The sequence below is a fragment of the Legionella spiritensis genome, assembly GCF_900186965.1.
In the GTDB taxonomy this organism is placed as follows: Bacteria; Pseudomonadota; Gammaproteobacteria; order Legionellales; family Legionellaceae; genus Legionella_C; species Legionella_C spiritensis.
In genome coordinates this window covers 1,222,211-1,245,438 of record NZ_LT906457.1, presented here as the reverse complement: position 1 = coordinate 1,245,438, position 23,228 = coordinate 1,222,211, and the positions used below count along the sequence as shown (strand labels likewise).

Below are 23,228 nucleotides of genomic sequence, written 5' to 3'. Positions count from 1 at the left end.
GAAACCCGGGCGCATCCCATGATCATTTGGTGCCGCCAACCGTAAGCGCATCAATTTTCAAGGTCGGCTGTCCGACACCTACCGGCACGGATTGCCCATCCTTGCCGCACACTCCGATACCACGATCCAGACCGAGATCATTACCAATCATACTGATTTTTTTCATGACATCCGGCCCATTGCCTATTAAAGTCGCGCCCTTGACCGGCCTGGTGATCTTGCCGTTTTCAATCAGATAAGCTTCGCTGGCTGAAAATACAAACTGCCCGGACGTGATATCAACCTGGCCGCCGCCAAAATTCACCGCGTATAAGCCGCGTTGAACCGAGGCGATAATTTCCTGCGGATTATAGTGGCCGGCCAACATATAGGTATTGGTCATTCTGGGCATGGGTACATGGGCATAGGATTCCCGGCGGCAATTACCGGTTGGTTTCATGCCCATCAATTTGGCGTTTAGCTTATCCTGCATATAATTAACCAATACGCCATCCTCTATCAAGGTAGTGCATTGCGTCGGTGTGCCCTCATCATCGATAGTCAGGGAGCCTCGCCGATCCGGCAACGTTCCGTCATCCACTATGGTAACACCTTTCGCGGCTACCTGTTGACCCATTCGATCTGAAAACGCGGATAGTCCCTTGCGATTAAAATCACCTTCCAGACCATGACCGACAGCCTCATGCAACAACACACCGGGCCAACCCGGGCCTAAAACAACCGGCATGGTTCCCGCAGGCGCGTCTTCCGCCTCCAGATTAATCAACGCCTCACGCACCGCTTCACGGGCATATTCCAGAGCCTGTTCCTTTTGCAGAAAATAGGAATAGGCAACACGGCCGCCCCCACCCGAACGCCCCGATTCACGGCGACCATTCTTGTCTTCGACGATAACACTGACATTAATGCTGGCCAACGGCCTGATATCCGCTTGCATGTCGCCTTTCATCCCCGCTATCATAACCACCTCATAGCAACCGCTCAAAGACGCGTTGACCTGGATAACCCGCGGATCAATCTTTCTCGCTTCCTTGTCAATCGCTTCAAGCAAGGCAATTTTTTCCTGTTTACTCATGCCTTCAACAGGGTTTATTCCGGCATAGCGGGCAATGGGCATACCTTCTATAACAACCGGACGAGTCGGTTTCACGGCCGCAAAAGCGATGGAGCGGGCCGCGTCAGCCGCTCTTTCCATCGCCGGCAGCAAAATATCATCACAGTATGCGTAACCCGTCTTATCACCGCTGACCGCACGGATCCCAACACCGCGATCAATCGAATAACTACCGCTTTTCACCTCGGAGTCTTCCAGATACCACGATTCGTAACTGCTGCTTTGAAAATACAGATCCGCGTCATCGACATGCCGCCCGGCCATGGAACGAATCAATTTATCAATGGCCGATTCATCCAGAGATGCCGGTTTGAGAAGGAGGTCTTTTGCTATGGCCAATGCCTGAGTCATGATATCACCTGTTGTAAATGATTAAAAACCTGAAGCACATGGTGATCGTGGCATGGAAACTGCCGTCGCAATTGCCGCAGACGAGCAAGATCAATAGTCGCCGTTTTCATCCCGACTCCCTTTTTTTGTTGCGTCAGTATCTTGCCCCAAGGCTCAACGATCATGCTGTGACCAAAAGTATGACGACCATTTTCATGTTGGCCGCCCTGGTTAGGAGCCAGAACATAGCATAAATTTTCAATAGCGCGGGCCCGTAGCAACACGTCCCAGTGTGCGGCACCTGTTACCGCAGTAAACGCCGAGGGTATGGAAAACAATTCCGCCCCCCTCATTACTAATTGTTGATACAATTCGGGAAAACGCAAGTCATAACAGACCGTCAACCCCAATCGCCCAACCGGCGTGTCGACCACCACGATTTCATCGCCTCGTTCCACAGTACGGGATTCCTGATGGGCTTCCTCATCGGAAACCCGCACATCAAACAAGTGTATTTTATCATAACGCGCGGCACACAGACCATGGTCGTCAAAAACCAGACTTGCCGCCCGGAGACGGTTTCCGGAGCTTTTAAGGGGTATTGTTCCGGCCACAATCCAGATACGGAATTTTTTAGCCATCCTGCTGATTGCGTCCTGAATTTCACCGGAGCCATAAGATTCCGCAACCGTCAGTTTGTCCGTTTCCCGCAAGCCCATGAACGCAAAATTTTCCGGCAAACAAACCAAATCGACCTGCTCCATGCGCGCTTTGGAGAGAACACGCTCAACACGGGCAAGATTTTCCTTTATTGAAGCCGATGACACCATTTGTACAACAGCTACTTTAGACATAGGTTCTTCCTGATAAATCATCATTGTATACAGGTCTGTCGTTATTTCGTAGCATGACGCCAAATAAAGTATAAACCACCCTCCTATTCAGCAGTAAGCCACTATCCTGACGGTGTGGTTTAAAATTGCAGGCAAAAAATCCCGCTGTTTCATCGAGGGGATGCCTCGCTGTGCTTCGTTCGGGCTGCCCTGCCTTAAACAAGGAACACATTATGATTTTGCCTTGTAAAAACAACGAATAATTCTTGCGTGTTATATTGTATGTCTATAGACTTGAAACCATGCAAATCGCCCATATGTGTGCTAAAATAGAACTTAAATATAGTGGAGTAATTCATGAACAGAAATGACGTCACCGTTTTAAGCAGGCGAAACGAATCGGTACTTGCTACCAACAAGGTGCTTCGTAATACCTATCTTTTGCTTGGCATGACTTTTTTATTCAGTGCCTTGACTGCTTATCTTTCCTTTGCGTTCCATGCCAAACCGCTTAATCCGCTGTTAATGATAGCCGGCGTCTATGGTTTGATGTTTTTAACCCAGGCTCTGCGTAACAGTCCTCTTGGGCTTGTCAGCGTTTTTGCGTTTACAGGCTTTTTGGGATACACATTAGGTCCTGTTCTGAGTTTCTACATTGCCAGCTTTTCAAATGGCCCCCAACTCATCGCTACTGCAATAGGCGGTACCGGGCTGATATTTTTTGGCTTGTCAGGTTATGCCCTGACCACACGCAAAGACTTCAGTTTTCTGGGCGGTTTTCTCTTTATAGGAGTCATGGTCGCTGTTTTAGGCATGATAGCAGGGATCTTCTTTAACATGCCGGCCCTGCAGTTAACCATTTCAGCGGTATTCATACTTCTTGCTTCCGGCTTGATTCTGTTTCAGACCAGCGAAATCATCCATGGTGGAGAAACCAACTATATCTCGGCCACGGTAGGTCTGTTTGTATCCATTTACAACCTGTTTATTAGTCTGTTGAACATACTGGGTGCATTCTCAGGACGCGATTAACATCATCTCCTCAACCTGAATCCCGGCTCGTTTTTGCCGGGATTTTTTTTGTAAAAAAACACAATGTTTTCCCGTATTTCGGCTTTTCTTTCATGACGGCTACATGTTTTTTGCAAAAGAACCGTAGCCCGCAAGGAGGCCTGCGGCCGTATTGCGGGATCATGTGCCAATATTCCCCGGGAGAGCAGGTGAGTGCTCAAGTGAACGTTGTCCCGCATTTCGGCTTCGCCTTCATGACGGGCTACAAAAAAGGGACAAATCATACGCCTTTTTGCAGCGGACAAAAGATAAGTACACAGAGCCTAGTGCCTCGTCAAGATTGAATTTACGGGTTGGCGCCTGAATTTCGTTCCGATTTGTACGTTTTTTTGATGTAAAAGGCGCAGGACCAGTACCACTTCCATTTAGTTTTGACAGGCGCCTGTCATTCCCGCGCAGGCGGGAATCTATGGCTAAATTGGCTCTGTGCTATATCAGGCATAGATTCCCGCCTGCGCGGGAATGACAAGAAATGCACACTTTGTGCAATGCTACCTGTCAAAACTAAATGGAAACAGTACTAGCAGGGCTAATTTGAGCATTTTTACATCAAAAAAACGTACAAAGATGAATGCAAGGCAGGTGATCACACCCGTAAATTCAATCTTGACGAGGCACTAGGTATTATAAATAACATCCACATCATGGCTTGCCTGCACCGGTGATTGGTAAGATTGATCCGTTGTCCCTGTTCGACCAAGACTGCGCAATGGCTTACCGCTCATCAGATAGTCTTCGATGGATTCCAGGCTTAAATTTTTAGTTTCCGGCATAAAATAATAGGTATAGGCCAGTCCGATGAGACAAATCAGCGCATAAAGGGCAAACGTGTATTCTATCCCGGCCATCTTATGCAGCAGAGGAAAGCTGAAAATCATCAGGGTATTAAAACTCCAGTTGCTCATCGCCGACATCCCCATACCCGCCCCTCTGACATGCAAGGGAAAAATCTCGGACATGGCAATATGCGGCACCGGGCCTATGCTTATTGCAAAGGAAAAGATATAAACCGTCAGACAGGCGACCGACAAATAAGCCAGTAGTGACATATGAAAAGATGAAAAAAGGCTAAGCGCCGCAAGACTTATAAACGCGCCAGAGAAACCTATTAACAACAGTTTGCGACGGCCTACCTTGTCCATACAATAAATGGCCAAAATCGTCACCAACACATTCACCAGGCCAATCCCCATGGTCGCCAGAATCTGGCCGGTCGTATTTGCGAAACCCAGGTTTTTAAAAATATCCGGCGCAAAATAAATAATGACATTAATACCACTTAACTGTTGCAGACAGAACAAAATCATTCCCAGCATCAGAACCGGCAATAAAGGCTTTTTAAACAGGGAACGCCAGTTGGTATGCTTTGGCTCATTAGCCAGAGTCGTTTCTATATGCTGTAATTCCTCATCAATCGTTTGTCCTTTTCTCAGTGCCGTTAAGGCGCGAGCCGCCGCATCACGCTTTCCCACACTGCAAAGCCAGCGTGGTGATTCCGGCAGGAAAAGAATACCCAGTACCAGCATCAGGGCGGGTACGGCACTTGAAGCAAACATGGCCCGCCATGCCTGTTGTTCTATGAGTACATAATTGACTGTATAGGCACAGACAATACCAATCGTTATCGCTAACTGGTAAATAGCGACCATAGCGCCGCGTAATTGCACCGGTGCTGTTTCAGCCAGATACAACGGCGTAGTCACTGACGCGATACCTATGGCCAAACCCAGTATAAATCGCGACAGAATCAATACGGCTGTGGTGTCGGAAAAGGCCGCTCCCATGGCGCCGAACAGAAAAAGAGCTCCGGCAAATGAAAGAAGGGAGCGACGTCCAAAACGTTTTGCGAATCGTGTTCCCAGTAATGCGCCAATAATCATGGAACCGAATAAGGCGCCAAAAGGTAATGCGGACGCCATAACGCCAATATTGGTATGAGTCAACGCAAAATGTCGGGTGACCAGATCCAGGGATCCGGCGATAATGCCTTCGTCATAACCAAACAAAAATCCAGCCAGAGAACCTATAATCGCGACCAACCATGCCATTGTTCATCCTTAAAAATAGTATTATTTATTTGTCCCCCCTGGCCAACGCATCCGCCTTATACGCTTTAACCACCGCGTTTTGACATAGATGGGTTATTTTTGACCAGTTATCTTGCCGGATTGCTTCCTCGGGAACTACCCAGGAGCCGCCGACACACTCTACATTAGGTAATGCCAGATAGTCCAGATAGTTTTGTTCGTTAACACCTCCCGTAGGACAGAAGCGGATTTCAGGAAAAAGTCCATGTATCGTTTTGAGCAAGTGAACACCACCTGCTATCTCGGCCGGAAATAATTTAAACCGGCTATACCCGGCGCTCATGCCTTCCATAAGTTCAGAAATGCTGGTCACTCCGGGAATTAAAGGGATATTATTTTGCCGACCAGCTTGTAATAATTGCGATGTAGCGCCAGGGCTGATTGCAAATTGCGCACCCGCTTCGATACATTGCTGCAACTGAATGGAATGGGTGATAGTGCCGGCCCCTACGATTATTTCAGGTTTTTCCTGATGCAAACGACGAATGACATCCAGGGCGACCGGTGTTCTTAGCGTAATCTCTATAATATTGATACCCCCGGCCAGCAAAGCCTCAGCCAACGGCACGGCCTTTTCCATATCATGAATAACCACGACAGGAATAACCGGACTGGTTGTCAGTAAAGTCGCCGGACTCGATAACCAATTAACAAATGCCATAATGTTCTCTTGTCATCATTTGTTTTAAATAGGCTGCGGCGCCAATTAAACCGGGTTGTTCCGCAGCCACCACGCAGGTTGCAATCTGGCTGTTAAAAGTACAGAAACGCCCTTTTTCCTCAAATCGGGCACGAAACGCACTCTGCTCCATAAAAGGCAATAATTTAGGCACAATGCCGCCTGCAATATACACGCCGCCAAACGCACTTAAGGACAAAGCCAGATCGCCGGCAAAACTGCCTAAGCTGGCAAAAAATTGTGCGATGGCATCCTGAGCCAGAGGGCAAAGTTTCGAACTTGCCAACCGGGCAATATCAGCGGCGCTGACCGGCTCAACCTTTTGTTTCCGGAACTCGGCTATAGCCATATAGAGATTCTCCAGCCCGGGTCCCGACAAAATACGCTCCACCGAAACACGACCATAACGACGCGCCAGGTATCTTTGAATAAACCACTCCTGCTCAGTCTGCGCGGCCCAGTCACAGTGTCCGGCTTCCCCGGGAAGAGGAAGGTAACCGTCGGCGGTGGGCACAAGATGAGCCACCCCTAATCCCGTACCCGCCCCCAATACCACTTTGATTTTCCCGACCTCGGCTACTCCTCCGCCAATCCGGATTGTTTCGGAATCAGTTAACGCCGGCAAACTCATAGCCATCGCCATAAAATCATTAACAACCTGCAATTGCTTGAACCCCAGCTGTTTTTGCAAATCGCTGATGGAAAATTGCCAGTGAAGATTGGTCATACGCACCCGGTCATCGGTGACCGGACAGGCAATGGCTATGGCCGCATGCTTGATATTCGTCAACCCATAGCGTTTTTGATAAGCGGATAATGCCATATCAAGATTTGCAAATCCGGCACAGGGAAATACCGCAATTTTGTCTACGGCCAGGCTCCCCAGTTCTACCCGGCTAAAACGTGCGTTGGTACCACCGATATCCGCCACAATGGCGTAAAAACCGTCATCAGCCATGTCTTTAACCCTCCGGAGCAAACAAACTGCAAGCACCGTGTTCCGCTCCTGAAAGCAAGGCACGCATCCCGGTAAATAATTCTCGTCCCATTCCGAAAGCCGGGGCGGCACAATCCATGATGACCGGCCTGCGAGTTGCCAGGACATCATCGGGAACCAGAAGTTGTAGTAAGCCTTCACGGGCATCAATTCGCAGGACGTCACTATCTGCAATTTTGGCAATAACCCCTCCTTCGCATGCTTCAGGAGTCACATGAATGGCGGCGGGAACTTTACCGGAGGCCCCGGACATACGGCCGTCGGTCACCAAAGCCACTTGATAGCCACGATCCTGAAGAACGCCAAGACAAGGCGTCAATTTGTGTAATTCCGGCATACCGCAGGCTTTTGGGCCTTGAAAACGGACAACCACCACACAATCCTTATTCAACTCTCCGGCCTGGAAAGCCGCCTCCAGTTCCTGCTGGTTTGAAAAAACCACCGCCGGCGCCTCAATCATTTCCGCACCATCAGGCAGGGACGATGTTTTTATAACCGCTCTGCCGATGTTTCCGGTTAATACCTGCAAACCACCCTGCTCCTTAAAAGGCTGTTGAGCGGAGGTTAATACATCCGGGTCAGCAGACACCGTCGGCCCATCCTGCCAGATCAGTTCTCCCTTTTGCAAAACAGGTTGTCGGGTATAAGCGTACAAACCAAACCCGGCAACGGTATGGACCTCGTCATGCAATAACCCGGCCTCCAGCAAGGTACGGATAAAATAAGCCATACCACCGGCCTGCTGGAAATGGTTTATATCCGCGTGCCCATTGGGATAAATACGCGCGATCAGGGGAGTAACCCTGGAAAGGTCGGCAAAGTCACTCCAGTTGATAACGAATCCTGCGGCACGGGCAACGGCAATGAAATGAATGGTGTGGTTAGTCGAGCCGCCTGACGCCAGTAAACCGACCAGACCGTTGACGATGGTTTTGGCATCCACCAATTGGCCGATTGGCAAATAATCGTCTCCCAAATCCGTCCATTTCAAGACCTGGCAGGCTGCCGCCCTGGTTAACTCCTGTCGCAAAGGCGTATTCGGATGCACAAAAGAAGAACCCGGCAATTGCAATCCCATGGTCTCAATCACCAATTGATTGGAGTTTGCCGTGCCATAAAAGGTACAGGTACCCGCGGTATGATAGGAAGCGGCTTCCGCTTCCAGCAAATCATTTTTATCGGCCTTGCCTTCCGCGTAAAGTTGCCGGATGCGGGCTTTTTCCTTGTTGGGCAAACCGGAAGGCATCGGGCCTGCCGGCACAAACACAAAGGGCAGATGCCCGAAACCAAGTGCCGCGATAAGCAACCCGGGCACAATTTTGTCGCAAATGCCAAGCATCAAACCACCGTCAAACATATTGTGCGACAAACCGATGGCGGCAGACATGGCAATCACGTCACGGCTCATCAGGCTTAACTCCATGCCCGGCTGCCCCTGGGTAACGCCGTCACACATAGCCGGAACTCCGGCGGCAAACTGGGCGACCCCGCCGGCTTCCGAAATAGCCTGTTTCAGCAAAAAAGGATAGGAACCGTAAGGTTGATGCGCCGACAACATATCGTTATAAGCGGACACGATGGCGATATTGGCCTTGGTCATGCCGCGCAAATCTTTTTTATCGCCCGGGTTACAGGCGGCAAAACCATGAGCCAGATTACCGCAATGCAAAATACCGCGATGCGGACCTCGCAAACGCGCCGTCTCCAGACGACCCAGATAGTCGTTTCGGGTTTTTGTGCTGCGCTCAACTATTCTATCGGTAACCTGCTGTATCACCTTATCCATAACGACCTCAAAGCGGCGCGAACATGATCTGCACATCAGCGACCGGATGGTGTAAAAAAGCACGAATCGGCATAACAAGAGGCTCTTTTTCCGCCAGAGCCTTCTCTAAAACAGCCCTTTTTCTTTCACCGACCAGATGCAGGAATATAGCGCGGCTACGAAGCAGACGTGTTTTACTTAACGAAATCCGTGCGTAAGGGGCCGATGTCGGGGTCACTTCCACAACCACGTCATCGGTATCGGCCAGCGCGTCCCTGATTTCCGGGCTACAGGGAAATAACGAAGCCGTATGGCCATCCTCCCCCATACCTAAAACGACCACATCAAAAGCAGGCAACTTACCAAGGCGCCGGGTAATATCTTTCTTACGCTCCATAGCGTCCTCCCTATCACTGTATAAGCTGATAAAATGGGCACCGGAAGCCTTGTGCCGCAGTAAATAATCCTTGACCAGCCGCTCATTACTATCCAGTGTATCGGGTTTCACAAGACGCTCATCGCATAGTGTTACGGTGACACACCGCCAGTCCAACTCCGTACAGGCGAGTAACTGAAATAAACCCTGCGGCGTTTTCCCTCCTGATACCACCAGATAAGCATGGCCGCGTAATGTAATAGCCTCTCGCAAAATATCAATTATCCGTCCGGCCAGTGCCCGATTTAACTCATCCGTATCATTAAAGGAATGGAAGTGCATGTTATTCATCCCAGCTTCGCTGATCCCTGTTCAATAAATCATTGGCTGCCCCAGGTCCCCAGGATCCTGCGTCATACCCGTGCAAGGGAACGTCGTTGGCCTGCCAGGCGTCTAAAATACCGTCCACCCATTTCCACGCCTGTTCCACTTCATCACGCCGAACAAATAGATATTGATTACCCAGCATGACTTCCAGTAATAACCGCTCATAAGCGTCCGCAATCCTTTGCGACTTGAAGGTTTCATCGAAACTTAAATCCAGTTTCGTTTCCTGCAACCGCATGGTCTCTCCCAACCCGGGTATTTTGTTCATCATATGAATATCCACCCCTTCATCGGGCTGGAGACGAATGATTAATTTATTGGCATTTAAATACGGCTGGGTTTTATGAAAAATATTATGCGGCTGTGATTTGAAATAAATCGCGACTTCCGAATGTTTTTTCGGCATGCGTTTGCCGGTACGCAGGTAAAAGGGCACATCCGCCCAACGCCAGTTGTCAATAGCGACTTTCAACGCGACGAACGTTTCCGTCTCGCTGCTGGCATGCCCTTCCTCCTCTTCCAGATACCCGGGCACCCTGCTCCCCTTCACCTGGCCGCGAACATATTGTCCCCGCACCGTATTTAAACGAACTTGCTCGCCAGTCATGGGGCGAAGGGCTTTCAGTACTTTCAGTTTTTCATCCCGGATGCTGTCCGCTTCCAGACTTAGTGGGGGTTCCATGGCGATTAGAGAAAGAATCTGCAGAAGATGATTTTGCACCATATCCCGCATCTGACCGGCGTCGTCATAATAACTCCAGCGCCCTTCCACCCCGACCGCCTCGGCCACGGTGATCTGGACGTGATCAATCACCGTATAATCCCAGTTTGAGGAAAAAATGGCGTTGGCAAAGCGCAGCACCAGCAAATTCAGTACGGTTTCCTTGCCCAGATAATGATCAATACGATAAATCTGATTTTCGTGAAAATAACGGGATACCTGTTCATTGATGGCGATGGAGGAAGCCAAATCATGGCCTATCGGTTTTTCCATAACGATTCGGGCAGGCTGCCTGGCAAGACCTGCCGCCGCCAGTCCCCGGCTGACGTGGCCATAGAGGGAAGGTGGAATGGCCAGATAGCTGACCGGTGTCCGGATCGCAGGCTCGGTAAGCGGGATAAATTTTTTATACTCCTCATCCCTGCTTAAATCGACAGACACATAGTGGCATCGTTGTATTAGCCTCCGCGTCACGGATTCATCAGGGCATTCGCTGACAAACGTATGTAACGTCTTGCCAATCACATCCGCGTACCCGGCATGACTTAATGATTCACGACCACAACCAAGAATTCGGGTATCCGGATGTAATAGCCCGGATTTTTCCAGCTGATAAAGTGCCGGCAGCAGCTTGCGGGTTGCGAGATCGCCTAAAGTCCCAAACAAAATCAAATCGCAGGCTTTATTGTGATGAGTAACTTTCGCCATAATGAATTCTTGATTTTACTCCTGATAAACCAAGTTTCAGGGATACACGATTTTACAACACCCTTGCCACCCGTCAACCGATTTCACATCAGGTACGCTTTTTACAGTATTTGGCGAGCCAGACGGTAGCACCTCCGCACTCCGGATCGGCCACCGTATGCGTGATGATTTCAAAGTGATGCAAGACTAGCAGATATTGATATTCCTGCTCGCTTAGCGACGCGTGGTAGATTTGCTGGCCACCATTGTCGCTCAAGCTCTCTCCTTCCGACGGGCCGGATGTAAATAACAATACGCCGCCCGGTTTCAAATGACGGGCAAATGTTTCAAACATTTGCCTTTGATCCTCGGCAGGCAGATGAAAAAAACTGTGCCAGGCAATTATCGCGTCAAAGCGTTCATCAAGAACAAAATACCGCATATCTTCAATGATAAAGCGTTCGTTGGGAAAACGCTGGCGGGCAAGCGCTATCATTTTTCCTGATCCGTCGACACCGGTCAGCCTGAACCCTTTCTGGATAAAGTACTGGCCAATGGGTTCTCCCATACCGCAACCCAGATCAAGAATTTTTCCGCCGTGGATTATTTCGGCAATGACCTGATCGAGGTATTTTCTTTCAAAAAGTTCACGCGAACGATGCTCGTCAAACCAGCGAACAATAGCGTCGTAACGTTGATAAACCTCGTTTTTGGAGTTCCGTTTCCCCATAAATACTTATCCTGTATATTTACAACAAACCCTGATTTTTCTTGGCACAAAGTTCCGGATTACTGATAAACCCCTTGCCCGCCCGCAACAAAGGCAGAATTTTCACCAGTGGCCTTTCCGGCAGTTTCAATTGCAGCGGCTCACCGGAAGCGGCGCTCTCCATCAACATAACCAGACTGTTCAAACCATGACACACCGCGTCCGTACGCACTTTGGACGAGGTAAAGTTGGTAATAAAACCGCCAATAGCCCGCTCAGGGTTTTTAATATTGTAGGTATTTTCCTCATTATAGGCATTTTGTAATAACCAGCGGCCGGTCAACAGCATGGTTGTCTGATATCGCTGGCAATGGGCTAACCCGTTTTTCCGGCAAAAATCATACAATACCCCCATAACTTCGTTAATCCAGCCATTGCCGCTGGTGGTCATGGCGTCAAAATAACGGCCGTTATTGAAGATATCATCCTTATCGGTAATTTGCCGCGATAACAAGGTTGCGGCGAGTCGCACTATTGTTTCCCGGTAAACAGGCTCCTGATCCACCTTGGCAAAATCGATCAAGGACATCATGACCCAGCTGGTCGAAATGGAATTGGGCGAACGATAATCGTCACCCAGCAAGGTCCCTTCGTTTTTTACCCGGGCAAGAAAATGTCCGGCAATACGTTTTGCGCCGTCATAATAACGCGGGTCTCTGGTAACCGCGTAAAGTCGGGACAGAGCCGATAAAACCTGTCCGGAATACAGCAGGGATTGTTTCTCGTTATCCCGCCATTGTCCATCCTGCATACGCGCCACGGCGATGACACCACCATCTTTACGTACCCGGGTCAACAACCAGTCTCCCCCTTTTTTAGCGGCGGCAAGATATTGGGGGTCGCTGGGGTAAAAACGGTGAAGTTCCAGTAAGGTAAAGATCGTTTTGGATGTCGTTCCCACCACAACCAGTCCGGTTCTTTTCCGGGTCTTGGGATCAAATCCGTAGTAAAACCCGCCTTGATGCGGACCGTTAACCACCTGATTGGACAGGATAAAATCCGCAATTGGTTTGAAATACTGCGGCAATTGCGGATCATGGTGATACTGATAGAGTTCCAGCAATGTATACAAACTGGATGAGGAATAAATAGTGCGCAACAATTCCTCGGACTGATCCTTGCCGGCGTAATAAAATTTGAAAAATCCGTGATATTTCGGATTCATGGATTGCAGGAGATAACGCTGGCTGTCAGCAATTTGTTTTTGCAGCGATACTTTATCCATATGCCGAACCGCAACCCGGCTGCCAGTCAACTCCAACCCCTTACTACCGTATTCGATAAAGGAATAAAGCTTTGCCGGATAATAGTCAAAGGTTACCTTGAAGCGATATTGTTCCAGTTCCTTTTCCGTTAATTGTCCTGCCGGAAGAGCGCTCAAAGACGATTCCGTGGCCTGTTTCAAGGCCGCAACCAGATTGTTGCCATGCCCGTTACCCTCACCCGTCACTTGTCCTTTGTAAAAAACGGTCATGTAAACCTCCCAGGCCGAACTCTGATAATGATTAAACCAGAGAGCGTCCAGATTTTGCAGAAAACTCGCAGCATCCGGATTGGTACGGCCGACAGCCACGTCGCGCACATAATGAATAATTTCATCACGAAACGTTTGATTATCCACAGCAAGCAAGGCCGCACGCGCATCGGGAGAAAGCACTTTTGCCCACGCGCTATACCCGGGAAAATACATCGGAATGCAGAACAACAAAACTCGGAAAAACAAACCCATAACAAACCCTCAATGAGTGACGCGTTATTGCATGGAACGAATGCAACAATCTTAGCAGAGTTGCCGGTAATTTACAGAAGTTTATCAGGCGGATTGAACACCCGCTGTTTCACCTGTACACGTCTGTAAAAATATCGTGTACGTCCCCCTTAACCTAAGGACAAGATCATACGATTTTGTACTAAATGAATAATATTTTCAGTACAGAAATTGTGTCTTCCCCGCGCAGGCGGGGACCCATCCATCAAACGAAGTGAGGTATTGTATTGAAAATGGATCCCCGCCTGCGCGGGGAAGACTGGGCTGGCCTAACTCCAGCATGACATAATTGGAATGGATCCCCGCCTGCGCGGGGAAGACTGGGCTGGTCTAACTCCAGCATGACATAATTGGAATGGATCCCCGCCTGCGCGGGGAAGACTGGGCTGGTCTAACTCCAGCATGACATAATTGGAATGGATCCCGCCTGCGCGGGGAAGACTGAGCTGGTCTAACTCCAGCATGACATAATTGGAATAGATCCCCGCCTGCGCGGGGAAGACACAACTTGGATTCAAGTGAAACAAAACAGGCGGTTGGTCTGCCCTTAACCTCATGATCGTTTTAAACAGACTCGTTATCAGGTACCATCTTTATTTTAATCCAACAACATCATCATGCGGATTCTAATTACCGGTGCCAATGGATTTATTGGCGGTTATCTCGTTGCCTATCTTCTCAAGCAGGGTCATGAGATTACCTGCTGTGCGCGCGATGTCGCATCGACTGAGCGGCGATTTCCCCTGGCCCGAACCATTGCCTGTGATTTCAACCGCGATTTGACCATAGACGCATGGCTGCCGCGGGTGCAGGATATGGATGCCGTGATTAATTGTGCCGGTATTTTAAAAGGAAGCCGCCGGCAAAACATAAACAACATTCACTATCAGGCACCACTGGCTCTGTTTCAAGCCTGTGAGCAGTCAGCCATTCCACGGGTCATTCAACTCTCGGCCCTGGGCGTGGAAGACGGCCCCGATATTGATTACGTCACCACCAAACGCCGGCTTGATGAGACGTTGCAGACCATGAATCTGTCAAGCTGTATCCTGAGACCGTCGCTGGTCTATGCCAATGGCGCTTACGGCGGTACCGCGCTGTTGCGTGCGCTGGCTTCCCTGCCCTGGATAATCCCCTTGATTGATTCCGGAGACGCGCGTTTTCAACCGGTGGCCATGTTTGATTTGGTCAAGGTGTTTGAACAGGTTTTACATGGCAGGCAACAGGGCATTATTAACGTCGTTGGTCCCCGACCTGTTGCGGTAAGGGATATTTTAATCCATTTAAGACAATGGTTGGGTTTTGGGTATGCGCGCACCGTTTCGATGTCATCCCGCCTTATCAAACCACTGACGAAACTGGGCGATCGCCTCGCTCTAGGCCCGCTTAACTCCGTGTCCTATCAAATGACCCTGCACGAGAATATGGCGGATTATCAGCCCTTGCGCGCGGTTATTGATTTTGACCTGGCGCCGTTTCCCGAGGGGCTTAATTATTACCCCAGCCAGACTCAGGATCGCTGGCACGCCAGGCTTTATTTTTTAAGACCATTATTGAAAATCAGTCTGGTGCTGCTATGGCTTTTATCCGGTCTCATTCCCTTGCTGGGCGTTAATCAGCAAGCCGAACATTTACTACTGACCGCGGGTATTCCGCAATCCCTGGTTGCGGTGGTTCAAACGGGCAGTTGCCTGTGGGATATGTTTCTGGGGATGGCGTTGTTGTTTTCATTCAAAAACAAATGGATTGGCCTGTTACAGTTTGCCACCATCGCCGTCTATACCGTTGTGGGAGGCATTGGACTGGCTTGGTTATGGCTGGATCCGTTAGCGCCCTTATTAAAAAACATCCCCATTTTAACGGCAGTCTTGATCTGGCTGGCCATTGAAGACATGCGTTAATTGTGAGAAAACACCATGTACTACCTGTTATTAAAATACGTACACATCATCAGTTCCACCATTTTATTCGGCACCGGACTCGGCAGTGCCTTTTATATGTGGCGGGCTAACCAGAGCCATAATATACAAGCCATGCTTTTTGCCTCTAAAAACGTGGTCATCGCCGACTGGCTATTCACCACCCCGGCGGTCATCATCCAGCCACTGACCGGATTTGCCTTGCTCGCCATCCTCCATTATCCGCTAACCGCACCCTGGATTCTGTGGTCGCTGGGCTTATATCTGCTCACCGGTGCCTGCTGGATTCCTGTGGTGTGGCTGCAAATTCGCATGCACCGTTTATTAAAAGAGGCCGTACGCGACAACACGCCCATTCCGGCATTATACGACACCTACGCCAAAATCTGGTTTCTTCTCGGCTGGCCGGCTTTCCTTGCTGTATTGATTATATTTTATCTTATGGTGTTTAAACCGATGTGAATATCGGGCAAGGGGCGCCGACCAATTGTCTACGCGTATTTGCGGTGCTTAACCGCCACATCGAAAATCGTGGGTGTCCGGCTCAGGCAATGACGTTGCGTCCTCTTCTTTTACGCCCGTTTCCCGGCCATTTTTACAAAGCCAGGCTTGACGATCAATTTCCAGACCCGGATGAAGAAACGAGAGAGTATATCCCCATAATTCCTTGGACAGAGGAACAGGTATCTCCGATTTGGAATTCAATTGATCAGCCGTCCGGAAAAAATTTAGACGTTGTTTCTTTAAAGAGTTTCGGCGTGCCAACAGGTGACCCACGCAGCTATACACAGACGTTGAAGCGACGTCACTTTCACTTGAAGACGATTCAGGGCGGTAATCCAGTATTTTTCGTATCAGATGACCATCGGCGCAAACCATTCTCAAGATGGCCAGACTCGTTCCCCATGGGGATTGATCATCCGTTAATCTGGCCATAATATCCGGCTTGCAAAAGGTTGCGAGAAACTGCCACGTTCCATCAGTGAACGACGTACCGACGAGCAAATCCTCCCAGATCAAGTCCAGAAGGTCTTTTGCGACCACGATTTTTTTAGCATCGGGTAAAGCGGCAATTAATTTTTTTATATAATCGGCAGTTGATCCGGTGAAATGCTCATTTTCCGGTTCTCCTAACCTTATTGCCTGCTCAAAAAGTCTAATGGCTTTTGGATAATTCTTTCCAGCTTGATAGATAAGTGCAAGCGCCGTCATGGCAAACGGGTCGTTAAGTTTAGCTGCTTGCTTATAAAATTCAAGGGCTTTGGCCATATCAACTTCAACGCCACCCAGTCCTTCCTGATAAATATCACCAAGATTGGTCATGGCAAGCGGATCGTTTAAGTCAGCGGCTTGCCTATAAAGCCCAATGGCTTTGGCCATATCGACTTCAACGCCACCCAGTCCTTGTTGATAAATACCACCAAGATTGGTCATGGCAAGCGGATTGTTTAAGTTAGCGGCTTGCTGATAAAGCTCAATGGCTCTGGTTATATCCATTTCCTGCTGATAAACATAAGCACGATTCACCATGGCTTTAGAACAACCCAGTTTAATGGCAGAATCCCAAAGCTCAAGTGCCAGAGGGACATCTATTTCACTATCCTCGTCACTAAAATAATAAATATGGGCAAGATCAGACATGGCCTGTGCATTACCAAATCTACTTGCCTGTAGATAAAGCTTAATGGCTTTGGTCTTATCGGGTTCAACACCTGTCCCGGCTTCATACATCCTGGCAAGTTTCACCATAGCCACCGGATCGTGCTGTGCTTTGGCGCGTTGATACAGTTCGATGGCTTTGTCAATATCCTTTTCAACGCCGATTCCGTTTTTATACATCCTGGCCAGTCTTACCATAGCGCCGGGATGTTTCAGCTTGATGGCACACTTATAAAGCGCTATCGCTTTGTCAGTATCAATCCTGCCATCCAGACCCTGTTCATATATCATGGCAAGATTAACCATGGCGTCTGGTTCATTTAAGGCAATGGCGCGTTCGTAAAGCGCAATAGCTTTGAAAAGGTAGGGATCGTCACCATCCAGCCCGCCTTCATAATACATCATGGCACGATTATTCATGGCGACCGGATAGCCTGATTCAATGGCTTGTTCATAAAGCGCAATGGCCTTCTCAATATCCTGATCCACGAACAAACCTTTGCTATACAACTGGGCCAGGAATATCATGGCATTAGGACATTTTGTTTCTATAATACGTTGATTAGCCCCTTCGATGGCAATCATTATCCCTTGTTCCAGGGCATCCGGACGGCAGTAATGAAACATTTTGAGAAGCGGCAGCCACAGGTGGCTATAGGTATAATCACCGTCCAACATTTGCCTGGTTAATATAAAAAATAACAAATCCTCATTGATTTTATTAATTTCCAAATTCGATTTATGTTGCTTGCGCTTTGTACGCGGCATGGCTGCCCCCTGAATTAAGCATCGGACATGTTCAGATTAATAGACACTCGCTGATGCAGCGGTAATTGGCGATGAGTTCCCGGCGATAACTTTCAAAACACGCCCTGGCTCTGCGTAACTAGAAAAACATCGCACCAAGTGGGCAAATAATAACCAATTTAAGCATTAATTGTCAAATAAATAAGCATTCATTCCAGACCACGCCTTGTATCAAGCCTGTTTTATTGACCTCTTACAAGATTTTGAGCATGCGACAAACCGCTGTTGTGTTCACATCGTTTGACAGGGTATACACAGACTTATCCACAGAAATTGTGGATAATAAAAAATAAGGAAAAATCAAACCCGATTGAAAAAGCCCTATATGATAAGGTTTTTAAGAACGAAAGAAAGAATATTCAGAATTTGAGAGTGGATTGAATAAAAAAATATCCACAGTAAATTTGGGATATCAGAAATAAAAGAACGGTCGAACATAATAACAGATAAAAAATAAAAAAACAGTACCAATTTAATTTCTCGCCCTGTACATGACAAAAAAATCTGTCATGCCCGCGCAGGCGGGCAACCATCCATCAAAATAATCCAATGCTCAAGTCAAGCCATTGAGGATTGTTTAGCTCGATCAGGTTTATTTTCCACTGTCTCTTCCACTTTTTTATGCGTTTCTCTCTTGTTATTGCTTCATAGACCTCAGAGTGAATTTCATAATAAACCAGGTGGTGGATATTATATTTTTTGGTAAATCCCTCAGCCAAACCTTCCTTATGTTGCCAAGTTCGTTGCACAAGGTTACTTGTTACGCCGGTATAAAGAGTTCCATATTTTTTACTGGCTAATATATAAACATAATATTGCTTTTCCTCCATTAGTGCCAATCCATAAATGGTTGCCCGCCTGCGCGGGCATGACTGTCAAAATGAAATAGAATGAGGACACGCCCTAATGATCTAATCCAGATATTGTTGAATTTCCGGTACATAACGCACGTGCTTGGCCATACATTGCTTGATGGTCGTCATGTTTTCCTTCGTCCAGTTGATGGTCTTCATCAAACCGTCCGGCAGTGAAACCCCGGCTTTAAAACCAAGTTCCTGTTCGGATTTCGTGGTATCACCGTGCCGTTTTCCGGAACGATCCCAAGGTCTGGCCGGCATGTTGTCAATAGCCGCGCTGTTACCGGTGATCTCGTTGATCATCGTGGCCAGATCACGAATGGACGTTTCCACTCCGGAGGCAATATTGTATACACCACCCGCTTTCCCTTTTAACGCACAGGCAATCAGTCCATCCACAATATCATCGACGTAAATAAAATCCCGGGTCGCAATGCCGTTATTTTCCAGTGGCAAGGCCAGATTATGAAGCGCTTTGAAAACAAACGTCGGAGTCACATTACGCCAGATGGTGTTGGCATTACCACGCCATTGCCCGGCTCCCAGAATTTCACCGGGACCATACACGTTTTGAAAACGGGCTTTCACAAACGGCATGTTATAACGCATGAAATAATAATTACCATAAAACTCACCAAATATTTTGGACATTTGATAAGGGCTGTCGAGATACAGGGAAACGTCTTCCTGCTCAACGGTGGCTTCCGCATCATCAAACGTTTTTTTAGCCACGGTACAACCGGCACCAGCATAAACTACTTTCTGAACGGATTTGAATTTGCTGATCCTGTCAAACAATTTCAAGCTGGTCAGCGTGTTGTTTTCATGATCTTTTAACGGATCTTCAATCGAGCTTTGGTTGCCATGATAGGTAGCCAGATGAAACACGTAATCCAAATCTTCCGGCAAATTGTACAAAAGCGCGTCTTCGGTAATCGACGCGTGCATGAACTCCAGATTGGCGTCGACGGCAACCCGGGAAATATCAGCGGACAATAAATTATCAACAACGATTACTTTAGCCGCGTCACTGGCCAGAAGTTTATTGGTCAAATTACTGCCAACAAATCCGGCGCCGCCAACTACAAGTATCTTTTTTCCTGAAAAATCAGTCATCACATCATCCTCAAATGAAAGTTATCCACGTAGGTTGGGCCCATGGCCCAACAAAAAATTTTCATTAAATAAAAAAGGAGCAGATAATACTCTGCCCCTTATCGTAAAACAGACTTGCCGCTTTTTAAGCCGTTTCAGTCTCTGTCTCTTCGGAGCGCAGATGAGTAAATGTCTGTTCAATACCGTACTCTTTATAATACTCAATCGCGGCTTTCACACCAGCGGTCAAAGACGTCTCAACATTCCATGAGAAATCCTTGTTGGTACGGGAAGGATCGAGCAGGATAGTGAACGCATCATCAGGATGACGGGGACGAACTTCCACGTCTTTATCCAGTTTGATGTCCAGAGCAGCCAGTGTCGCGTCAAACAGTTCTTTAATGGAAAAGTCGCTGCCGGAAGAAATGTGGTAGTAACCCTGCCCCTGACCATCCACGGCACGCTCGACGCAATTTACCAAATCATCGATAAAGATAAAATCACGGCGCGTATCCATCACAAAGCACGCTTTGCCTGAGGTCAGACGATGGTAGAACGTAGGCAGAGGACCACTGATATTGCGAGGCCCGTAAGCGTTAGCCAGACGGAAAGAAACAAAATCCAGCCCGGACAATTCCACATAATGTTCAGCGGCAGTTTTACTGATGGCGTAGCTGCTGCCGCGTGCGTCAAAATGATGATCCAGAGTGACGGGTTGCTCTTTGGGATTCAAGCCATAGCACAGGGCGGTCTGGAAATAGACAATGCGCTTGCAGCCCGCTTTTTTCGAAGCGTTAACCACATTCACAGTACCCAGAACATTGGTTTTGCAATCTTCAACCCAGTTATCGGGGTCTTTGTAGGAAGCCGCGGCGTGCACAACCACATCCGGTTTGAATTTAGTGAAAATCTCTTCCATAGCCGCAGTATTGGCGATGGTTTCTTCAATAATCTGCAGATTCTGGTGAGATTTTAAATTGTCCCGACGACCTGTAGAAAAATTATCAATCGCCAGTACCGCATCACCTCTGGCCAGCAATCGATCAGTTAAATGTGATCCGACAAACCCGGAACCACCCGTAATTAAAACTCTCATTCACTATTCTCCTATGGTTGCGTATTCATGATTATGATTTAGTAAGTTTCTATAATGCTGTGCCTGATCATGAAAGACCTGCTGCCACATTTCATAGCACAAAAAGCCCCAGACCTTACGGCTGAATTTACCCGTATCCTCAATGGTGTCGATGATACGCCGGTAATCAATAAAACTGTCTTTCCTGGCCAGTCCGGTGTGCAATATATCATAAACAAACTCTTTTAAATCCCCTCGGATCCATTCGTTTAATGGAACGGGAAAGCCCATCTTGTCCTTGCGGTTAACAATTTGGGTGGGCAAAAGATTGGCAAACGTTTGTTTCAGCATATGTTTCATGCGGCCATCCGCGAATTTCACATTGGCCGGAACCGTGGCTGCAAATTCGATTAGGGGGTAATACAGGAATGGAACCCGCGCCTCCAAACCATGGGCCATACTCACCCGATCTTCCACATGAAGCAGGCTGGGCAAGAGGCACTTGAAATCAAAATGCGTCATACTGTCAAAATACGATTCCGCCCGTTCAAATTTGGCCATGTTAAACACTTCGATGAATTCATTATAAACGTGCTCTTTCTCGGCGGCGCTCAGCGTGACTTCACCATCCAGATCCATACCGCGATCCACCAGAGTAAAGTAACGTTTTTCCAGCGGCTCAAACAATCCATGGCTCCAGAAACGTTTCAGCAACGGTTTATAGGCATGTAATACTTCCAGATTGGGGATAATCGATTCCGCCGTGACCACAAAATTGCCTTTTTTATAATTCCCCTCAATGGCCGCCTTGATACACTGCTCGAAATAGGCGATCACATAGCGGGCATAACCACCAAAAATTTCATCGCCGCCCTGACCTCCCAAAACCACTTTGACTTGTTTCGACGCCATTTCCGAAACCATGTATTGGGGGAAGACACCCGGGCCTGCCACGGGGAAATCGAGGTGATAAATAATTTTACGGAACGTATCGGCAAAATTCTGGGCGGTGATGTCGCGTACCTGCAATGGCGTGCCGCACAATTGCGCCGCATACCCGGCATACTCGCTTTCATCGTAAGCCTTGTCTTCCAGAAAGCGGCCGTGAAAAAACGGTATCGCTTTACCGACTTGCTGAGTGGCAAGAATACCAATCAGGCTGGAATCCACCCCACCGCTCACGTACGCTCCGATATCCACATCCGCCCTGGTATGCAATTTCACCGACTCATGCAGTATTTCTTCCAGCTTTTGGGAAAAATAAGCCGGTGTGTGATCATAATCAATATGGTAATGAACATCCCAGAACCGCCAGACCCGTTGGCCTTCCGGCGTAATTAACATGGCGTGGGCGGGTTCGAGTTGATGAACGCCGCGAAACAGCGTGCGATCACCCATGGGATATTGAAAAGTGATGTATTCGGCAAACGATTGCCGTTCCGTTTTTATCGACGGTAAAAACGGCAGTAACGCCTTGCTTTCGGACGCGAAATAAAAAGTGCCGTCCTGTTCCGTATAATAAAAAGGTTTGATACCGAAATGATCCCGGGCACAGAATAATTTTTCACCATCCCAGATAGCGAAAGCAAACATGCCCTTGAAATGCTTGACGCAATCAACGCCGTAGACTTTGTAAGCAGCCAGAATAACTTCCGTATCGGAGCGGGTAGTAAACGTCCAGTGATCTTTAAGCGCATGCCGCAATTCAACATGGTTATAAATCTCACCGTTATAAACAATCACATCCCCCGTCGGCGCCAGCATCGGCTGATGGGCGTGCTGCGACAAGTCAATGATGCTTAAACGACGGTGTGCCAGACCTAACGTTCTGGACTTGCTGGTCCATATACCCTCATCATCAGGACCCCGATGGGCAATCAGCTTGTTCATAACCTGCAGCTTTTTCTCAAGCTGTTCAACGGCAGCGGCCTTGCGATTAAAAATTCCCGCGATACCACACATAGATAGATATTCCTTTAATTCTTATACTTAAAACGGGTAAGACATGCTTTTGATAAATCATACACGCGCCTATCAAAGTGGTGAGATAATAGCAATCAGTGCTTTGTTGGTCAAATATCGCCTCCATAACACATCATTTCAAAATGACGTTACAGCCAATTACCTGTCTCCTGAAAATTCTTGTCCTTAAAATTAATAGACAACGTCTTGCTTAACAATTATCATCTATCGGCGAGGACAGAGCGCGTGCCCTGATATGAATCGTTCATC

Annotated in this window: 18 protein-coding genes; 3 read left to right on the top strand and 15 right to left on the bottom strand. The window is 48.1% G+C overall.

Features of this window, described 5'->3' with window-relative positions; all coding sequences use genetic code 11:
- Positions 1-22: 22 nt before the first annotated feature.
- Positions 23-1,465 carry a metalloprotease TldD gene (gene tldD / locus CKW05_RS05720; protein ID WP_058482172.1) on the bottom strand — a complete coding sequence of 481 codons (1,443 nt, stop codon included), beginning with the start codon at positions 1,463-1,465 and terminating at the stop codon, positions 23-25.
- Positions 1,462-2,298 carry a carbon-nitrogen hydrolase family protein gene (locus CKW05_RS05715; RefSeq protein WP_058482171.1) on the bottom strand — a complete coding sequence of 279 codons (837 nt, stop codon included), beginning with the start codon at positions 2,296-2,298 and terminating at the stop codon, positions 1,462-1,464. The genes tldD and CKW05_RS05715 overlap by 4 nt, the downstream gene beginning before the upstream one ends.
- A gap of 336 nt (positions 2,299-2,634) precedes the next feature.
- Here CKW05_RS05715 and CKW05_RS05705 point away from each other — a divergent pair, with 336 nt between their 5' ends.
- Positions 2,635-3,309: a Bax inhibitor-1/YccA family protein gene (locus CKW05_RS05705; RefSeq protein WP_058482169.1), complete on the top strand. Its 675-nt coding sequence runs from the start codon at positions 2,635-2,637 to the stop codon at positions 3,307-3,309.
- Positions 3,310-3,965: 656 nt separating this feature from the next.
- Here CKW05_RS05705 and CKW05_RS05695 read toward each other — a convergent pair.
- The 8 genes from CKW05_RS05695 to CKW05_RS15550 form a co-directional block, all read right to left on the bottom strand.
- Entirely contained in the window at positions 3,966-5,396 is a 1,431-nt protein-coding gene (locus CKW05_RS05695; RefSeq protein ID WP_082642793.1) for a sugar porter family MFS transporter, read from the bottom strand.
- A gap of 25 nt (positions 5,397-5,421) precedes the next feature.
- Positions 5,422-6,096, bottom strand: coding sequence for a bifunctional 4-hydroxy-2-oxoglutarate aldolase/2-dehydro-3-deoxy-phosphogluconate aldolase (locus CKW05_RS05690; protein WP_058483753.1), 675 nt, complete (start codon positions 6,094-6,096; stop codon positions 5,422-5,424).
- On the bottom strand, positions 6,083-7,072 hold the full coding sequence (gene glk / locus CKW05_RS05685; RefSeq protein ID WP_058483754.1) for a glucokinase: 990 nt from the start codon (positions 7,070-7,072) through the stop codon (positions 6,083-6,085). The genes CKW05_RS05690 and glk overlap by 14 nt, the downstream gene beginning before the upstream one ends.
- A gap of 4 nt (positions 7,073-7,076) precedes the next feature.
- The gene (edd, locus tag CKW05_RS05680) at positions 7,077-8,897 is read right to left on the bottom strand and encodes a phosphogluconate dehydratase (protein ID WP_058483755.1); all 1,821 of its coding nucleotides are present in this window, start codon (positions 8,895-8,897) and stop codon (positions 7,077-7,079) included.
- 7 nt (positions 8,898-8,904) lie between these two features.
- The gene (gene pgl / locus CKW05_RS05675) at positions 8,905-9,603 is read right to left on the bottom strand and encodes a 6-phosphogluconolactonase (protein ID WP_331712933.1); all 699 of its coding nucleotides are present in this window, start codon (positions 9,601-9,603) and stop codon (positions 8,905-8,907) included.
- Positions 9,596-11,068 (bottom strand): glucose-6-phosphate dehydrogenase, encoded by a 1,473-nt coding sequence (zwf, locus tag CKW05_RS05670; protein ID WP_058483756.1) that lies wholly within the window; start codon positions 11,066-11,068, stop codon positions 9,596-9,598. Before zwf ends, pgl begins: the two co-directional genes overlap by 8 nt.
- Positions 11,069-11,156: 88 nt before the next feature.
- Entirely contained in the window at positions 11,157-11,777 is a 621-nt protein-coding gene (locus CKW05_RS05665) for a class I SAM-dependent DNA methyltransferase (RefSeq protein ID WP_058483757.1), read from the bottom strand.
- A gap of 19 nt (positions 11,778-11,796) precedes the next feature.
- Positions 11,797-13,545 (bottom strand): glycoside hydrolase family protein, encoded by a 1,749-nt coding sequence (locus tag CKW05_RS15550; protein WP_058483758.1) that lies wholly within the window; start codon positions 13,543-13,545, stop codon positions 11,797-11,799.
- Between the two features lie 656 nt (positions 13,546-14,201).
- On the opposite strand from CKW05_RS15550, the gene CKW05_RS05655 reads away from it, so the two are divergent.
- Positions 14,202-15,485, top strand: a complete 1,284-nt coding sequence (locus CKW05_RS05655) for an SDR family oxidoreductase (protein WP_058483759.1) — start codon at positions 14,202-14,204, stop codon at positions 15,483-15,485.
- A 15-nt stretch (positions 15,486-15,500) separates the two neighbouring features.
- The gene (locus CKW05_RS05650) at positions 15,501-15,965 is read left to right on the top strand and encodes a DUF2269 family protein (RefSeq protein ID WP_058483760.1); all 465 of its coding nucleotides are present in this window, start codon (positions 15,501-15,503) and stop codon (positions 15,963-15,965) included.
- A 48-nt stretch (positions 15,966-16,013) separates the two neighbouring features.
- Here the strand turns inward: CKW05_RS05650 and CKW05_RS05645 are convergent, their stop codons facing one another.
- The 5 genes from CKW05_RS05645 to asnB form a co-directional block, all read right to left on the bottom strand.
- Positions 16,014-17,930, bottom strand: coding sequence for a tetratricopeptide repeat protein (locus CKW05_RS05645; protein ID WP_058483761.1), 1,917 nt, complete (start codon positions 17,928-17,930; stop codon positions 16,014-16,016).
- 575 nt (positions 17,931-18,505) lie between these two features.
- Positions 18,506-18,799, bottom strand: a complete 294-nt coding sequence (locus tag CKW05_RS05640; protein WP_058483762.1) for a GIY-YIG nuclease family protein — start codon at positions 18,797-18,799, stop codon at positions 18,506-18,508.
- A gap of 81 nt (positions 18,800-18,880) precedes the next feature.
- Positions 18,881-19,942, bottom strand: a complete 1,062-nt coding sequence (locus tag CKW05_RS05635) for an NAD-dependent epimerase/dehydratase family protein (RefSeq protein WP_058483763.1) — start codon at positions 19,940-19,942, stop codon at positions 18,881-18,883.
- 124 nt (positions 19,943-20,066) lie between these two features.
- On the bottom strand, positions 20,067-21,017 hold the full coding sequence (locus tag CKW05_RS05630) for an NAD-dependent epimerase/dehydratase family protein (RefSeq protein WP_058483764.1): 951 nt from the start codon (positions 21,015-21,017) through the stop codon (positions 20,067-20,069).
- Between the two features lie 3 nt (positions 21,018-21,020).
- Positions 21,021-22,958, bottom strand: a complete 1,938-nt coding sequence (gene asnB / locus CKW05_RS05625; RefSeq protein ID WP_058483765.1) for an asparagine synthase (glutamine-hydrolyzing) — start codon at positions 22,956-22,958, stop codon at positions 21,021-21,023.
- Between the last annotated feature and the right edge of the window lie 270 nt (positions 22,959-23,228).

Bases quoted from the DNA above. Each gene is read 5' to 3' on its own strand.
- CKW05_RS05645 (WP_058483761.1), bottom strand. From the start codon at position 17,930: ATGCCGCGTACAAAGCGCAAGCAACATAAATCGAATTTGGAAATTAAT.
- CKW05_RS05655 (WP_058483759.1), top strand. From the start codon at position 14,202: ATGCGGATTCTAATTACCGGTGCCAATGGATTTATTGGCGGTTATCTC.
- glk (WP_058483754.1), bottom strand. From the start codon at position 7,072: ATGGCTGATGACGGTTTTTACGCCATTGTGGCGGATATCGGTGGTACC.
- CKW05_RS05630 (WP_058483764.1), bottom strand. From the start codon at position 21,017: ATGAGAGTTTTAATTACGGGTGGTTCCGGGTTTGTCGGATCACATTTA.
- asnB (WP_058483765.1), bottom strand. From the start codon at position 22,958: ATGTGTGGTATCGCGGGAATTTTTAATCGCAAGGCCGCTGCCGTTGAA.
- zwf (WP_058483756.1), bottom strand. From the start codon at position 11,068: ATGGCGAAAGTTACTCATCACAATAAAGCCTGCGATTTGATTTTGTTT.
- CKW05_RS05690 (WP_058483753.1), bottom strand. From the start codon at position 6,096: ATGGCATTTGTTAATTGGTTATCGAGTCCGGCGACTTTACTGACAACC.
- CKW05_RS05715 (WP_058482171.1), bottom strand. From the start codon at position 2,298: ATGTCTAAAGTAGCTGTTGTACAAATGGTGTCATCGGCTTCAATAAAG.
- CKW05_RS05640 (WP_058483762.1), bottom strand. From the start codon at position 18,799: ATGGAGGAAAAGCAATATTATGTTTATATATTAGCCAGTAAAAAATAT.
- CKW05_RS05705 (WP_058482169.1), top strand. From the start codon at position 2,635: ATGAACAGAAATGACGTCACCGTTTTAAGCAGGCGAAACGAATCGGTA.
- CKW05_RS05635 (WP_058483763.1), bottom strand. From the start codon at position 19,942: ATGACTGATTTTTCAGGAAAAAAGATACTTGTAGTTGGCGGCGCCGGA.
- CKW05_RS15550 (WP_058483758.1), bottom strand. From the start codon at position 13,545: ATGGGTTTGTTTTTCCGAGTTTTGTTGTTCTGCATTCCGATGTATTTT.
- pgl (WP_331712933.1), bottom strand. From the start codon at position 9,603: ATGAATAACATGCACTTCCATTCCTTTAATGATACGGATGAGTTAAAT.
- CKW05_RS05695 (WP_082642793.1), bottom strand. From the start codon at position 5,396: ATGGCATGGTTGGTCGCGATTATAGGTTCTCTGGCTGGATTTTTGTTT.
- CKW05_RS05665 (WP_058483757.1), bottom strand. From the start codon at position 11,777: ATGGGGAAACGGAACTCCAAAAACGAGGTTTATCAACGTTACGACGCT.
- CKW05_RS05650 (WP_058483760.1), top strand. From the start codon at position 15,501: ATGTACTACCTGTTATTAAAATACGTACACATCATCAGTTCCACCATT.
- tldD (WP_058482172.1), bottom strand. From the start codon at position 1,465: ATGACTCAGGCATTGGCCATAGCAAAAGACCTCCTTCTCAAACCGGCA.
- edd (WP_058483755.1), bottom strand. From the start codon at position 8,897: ATGGATAAGGTGATACAGCAGGTTACCGATAGAATAGTTGAGCGCAGC.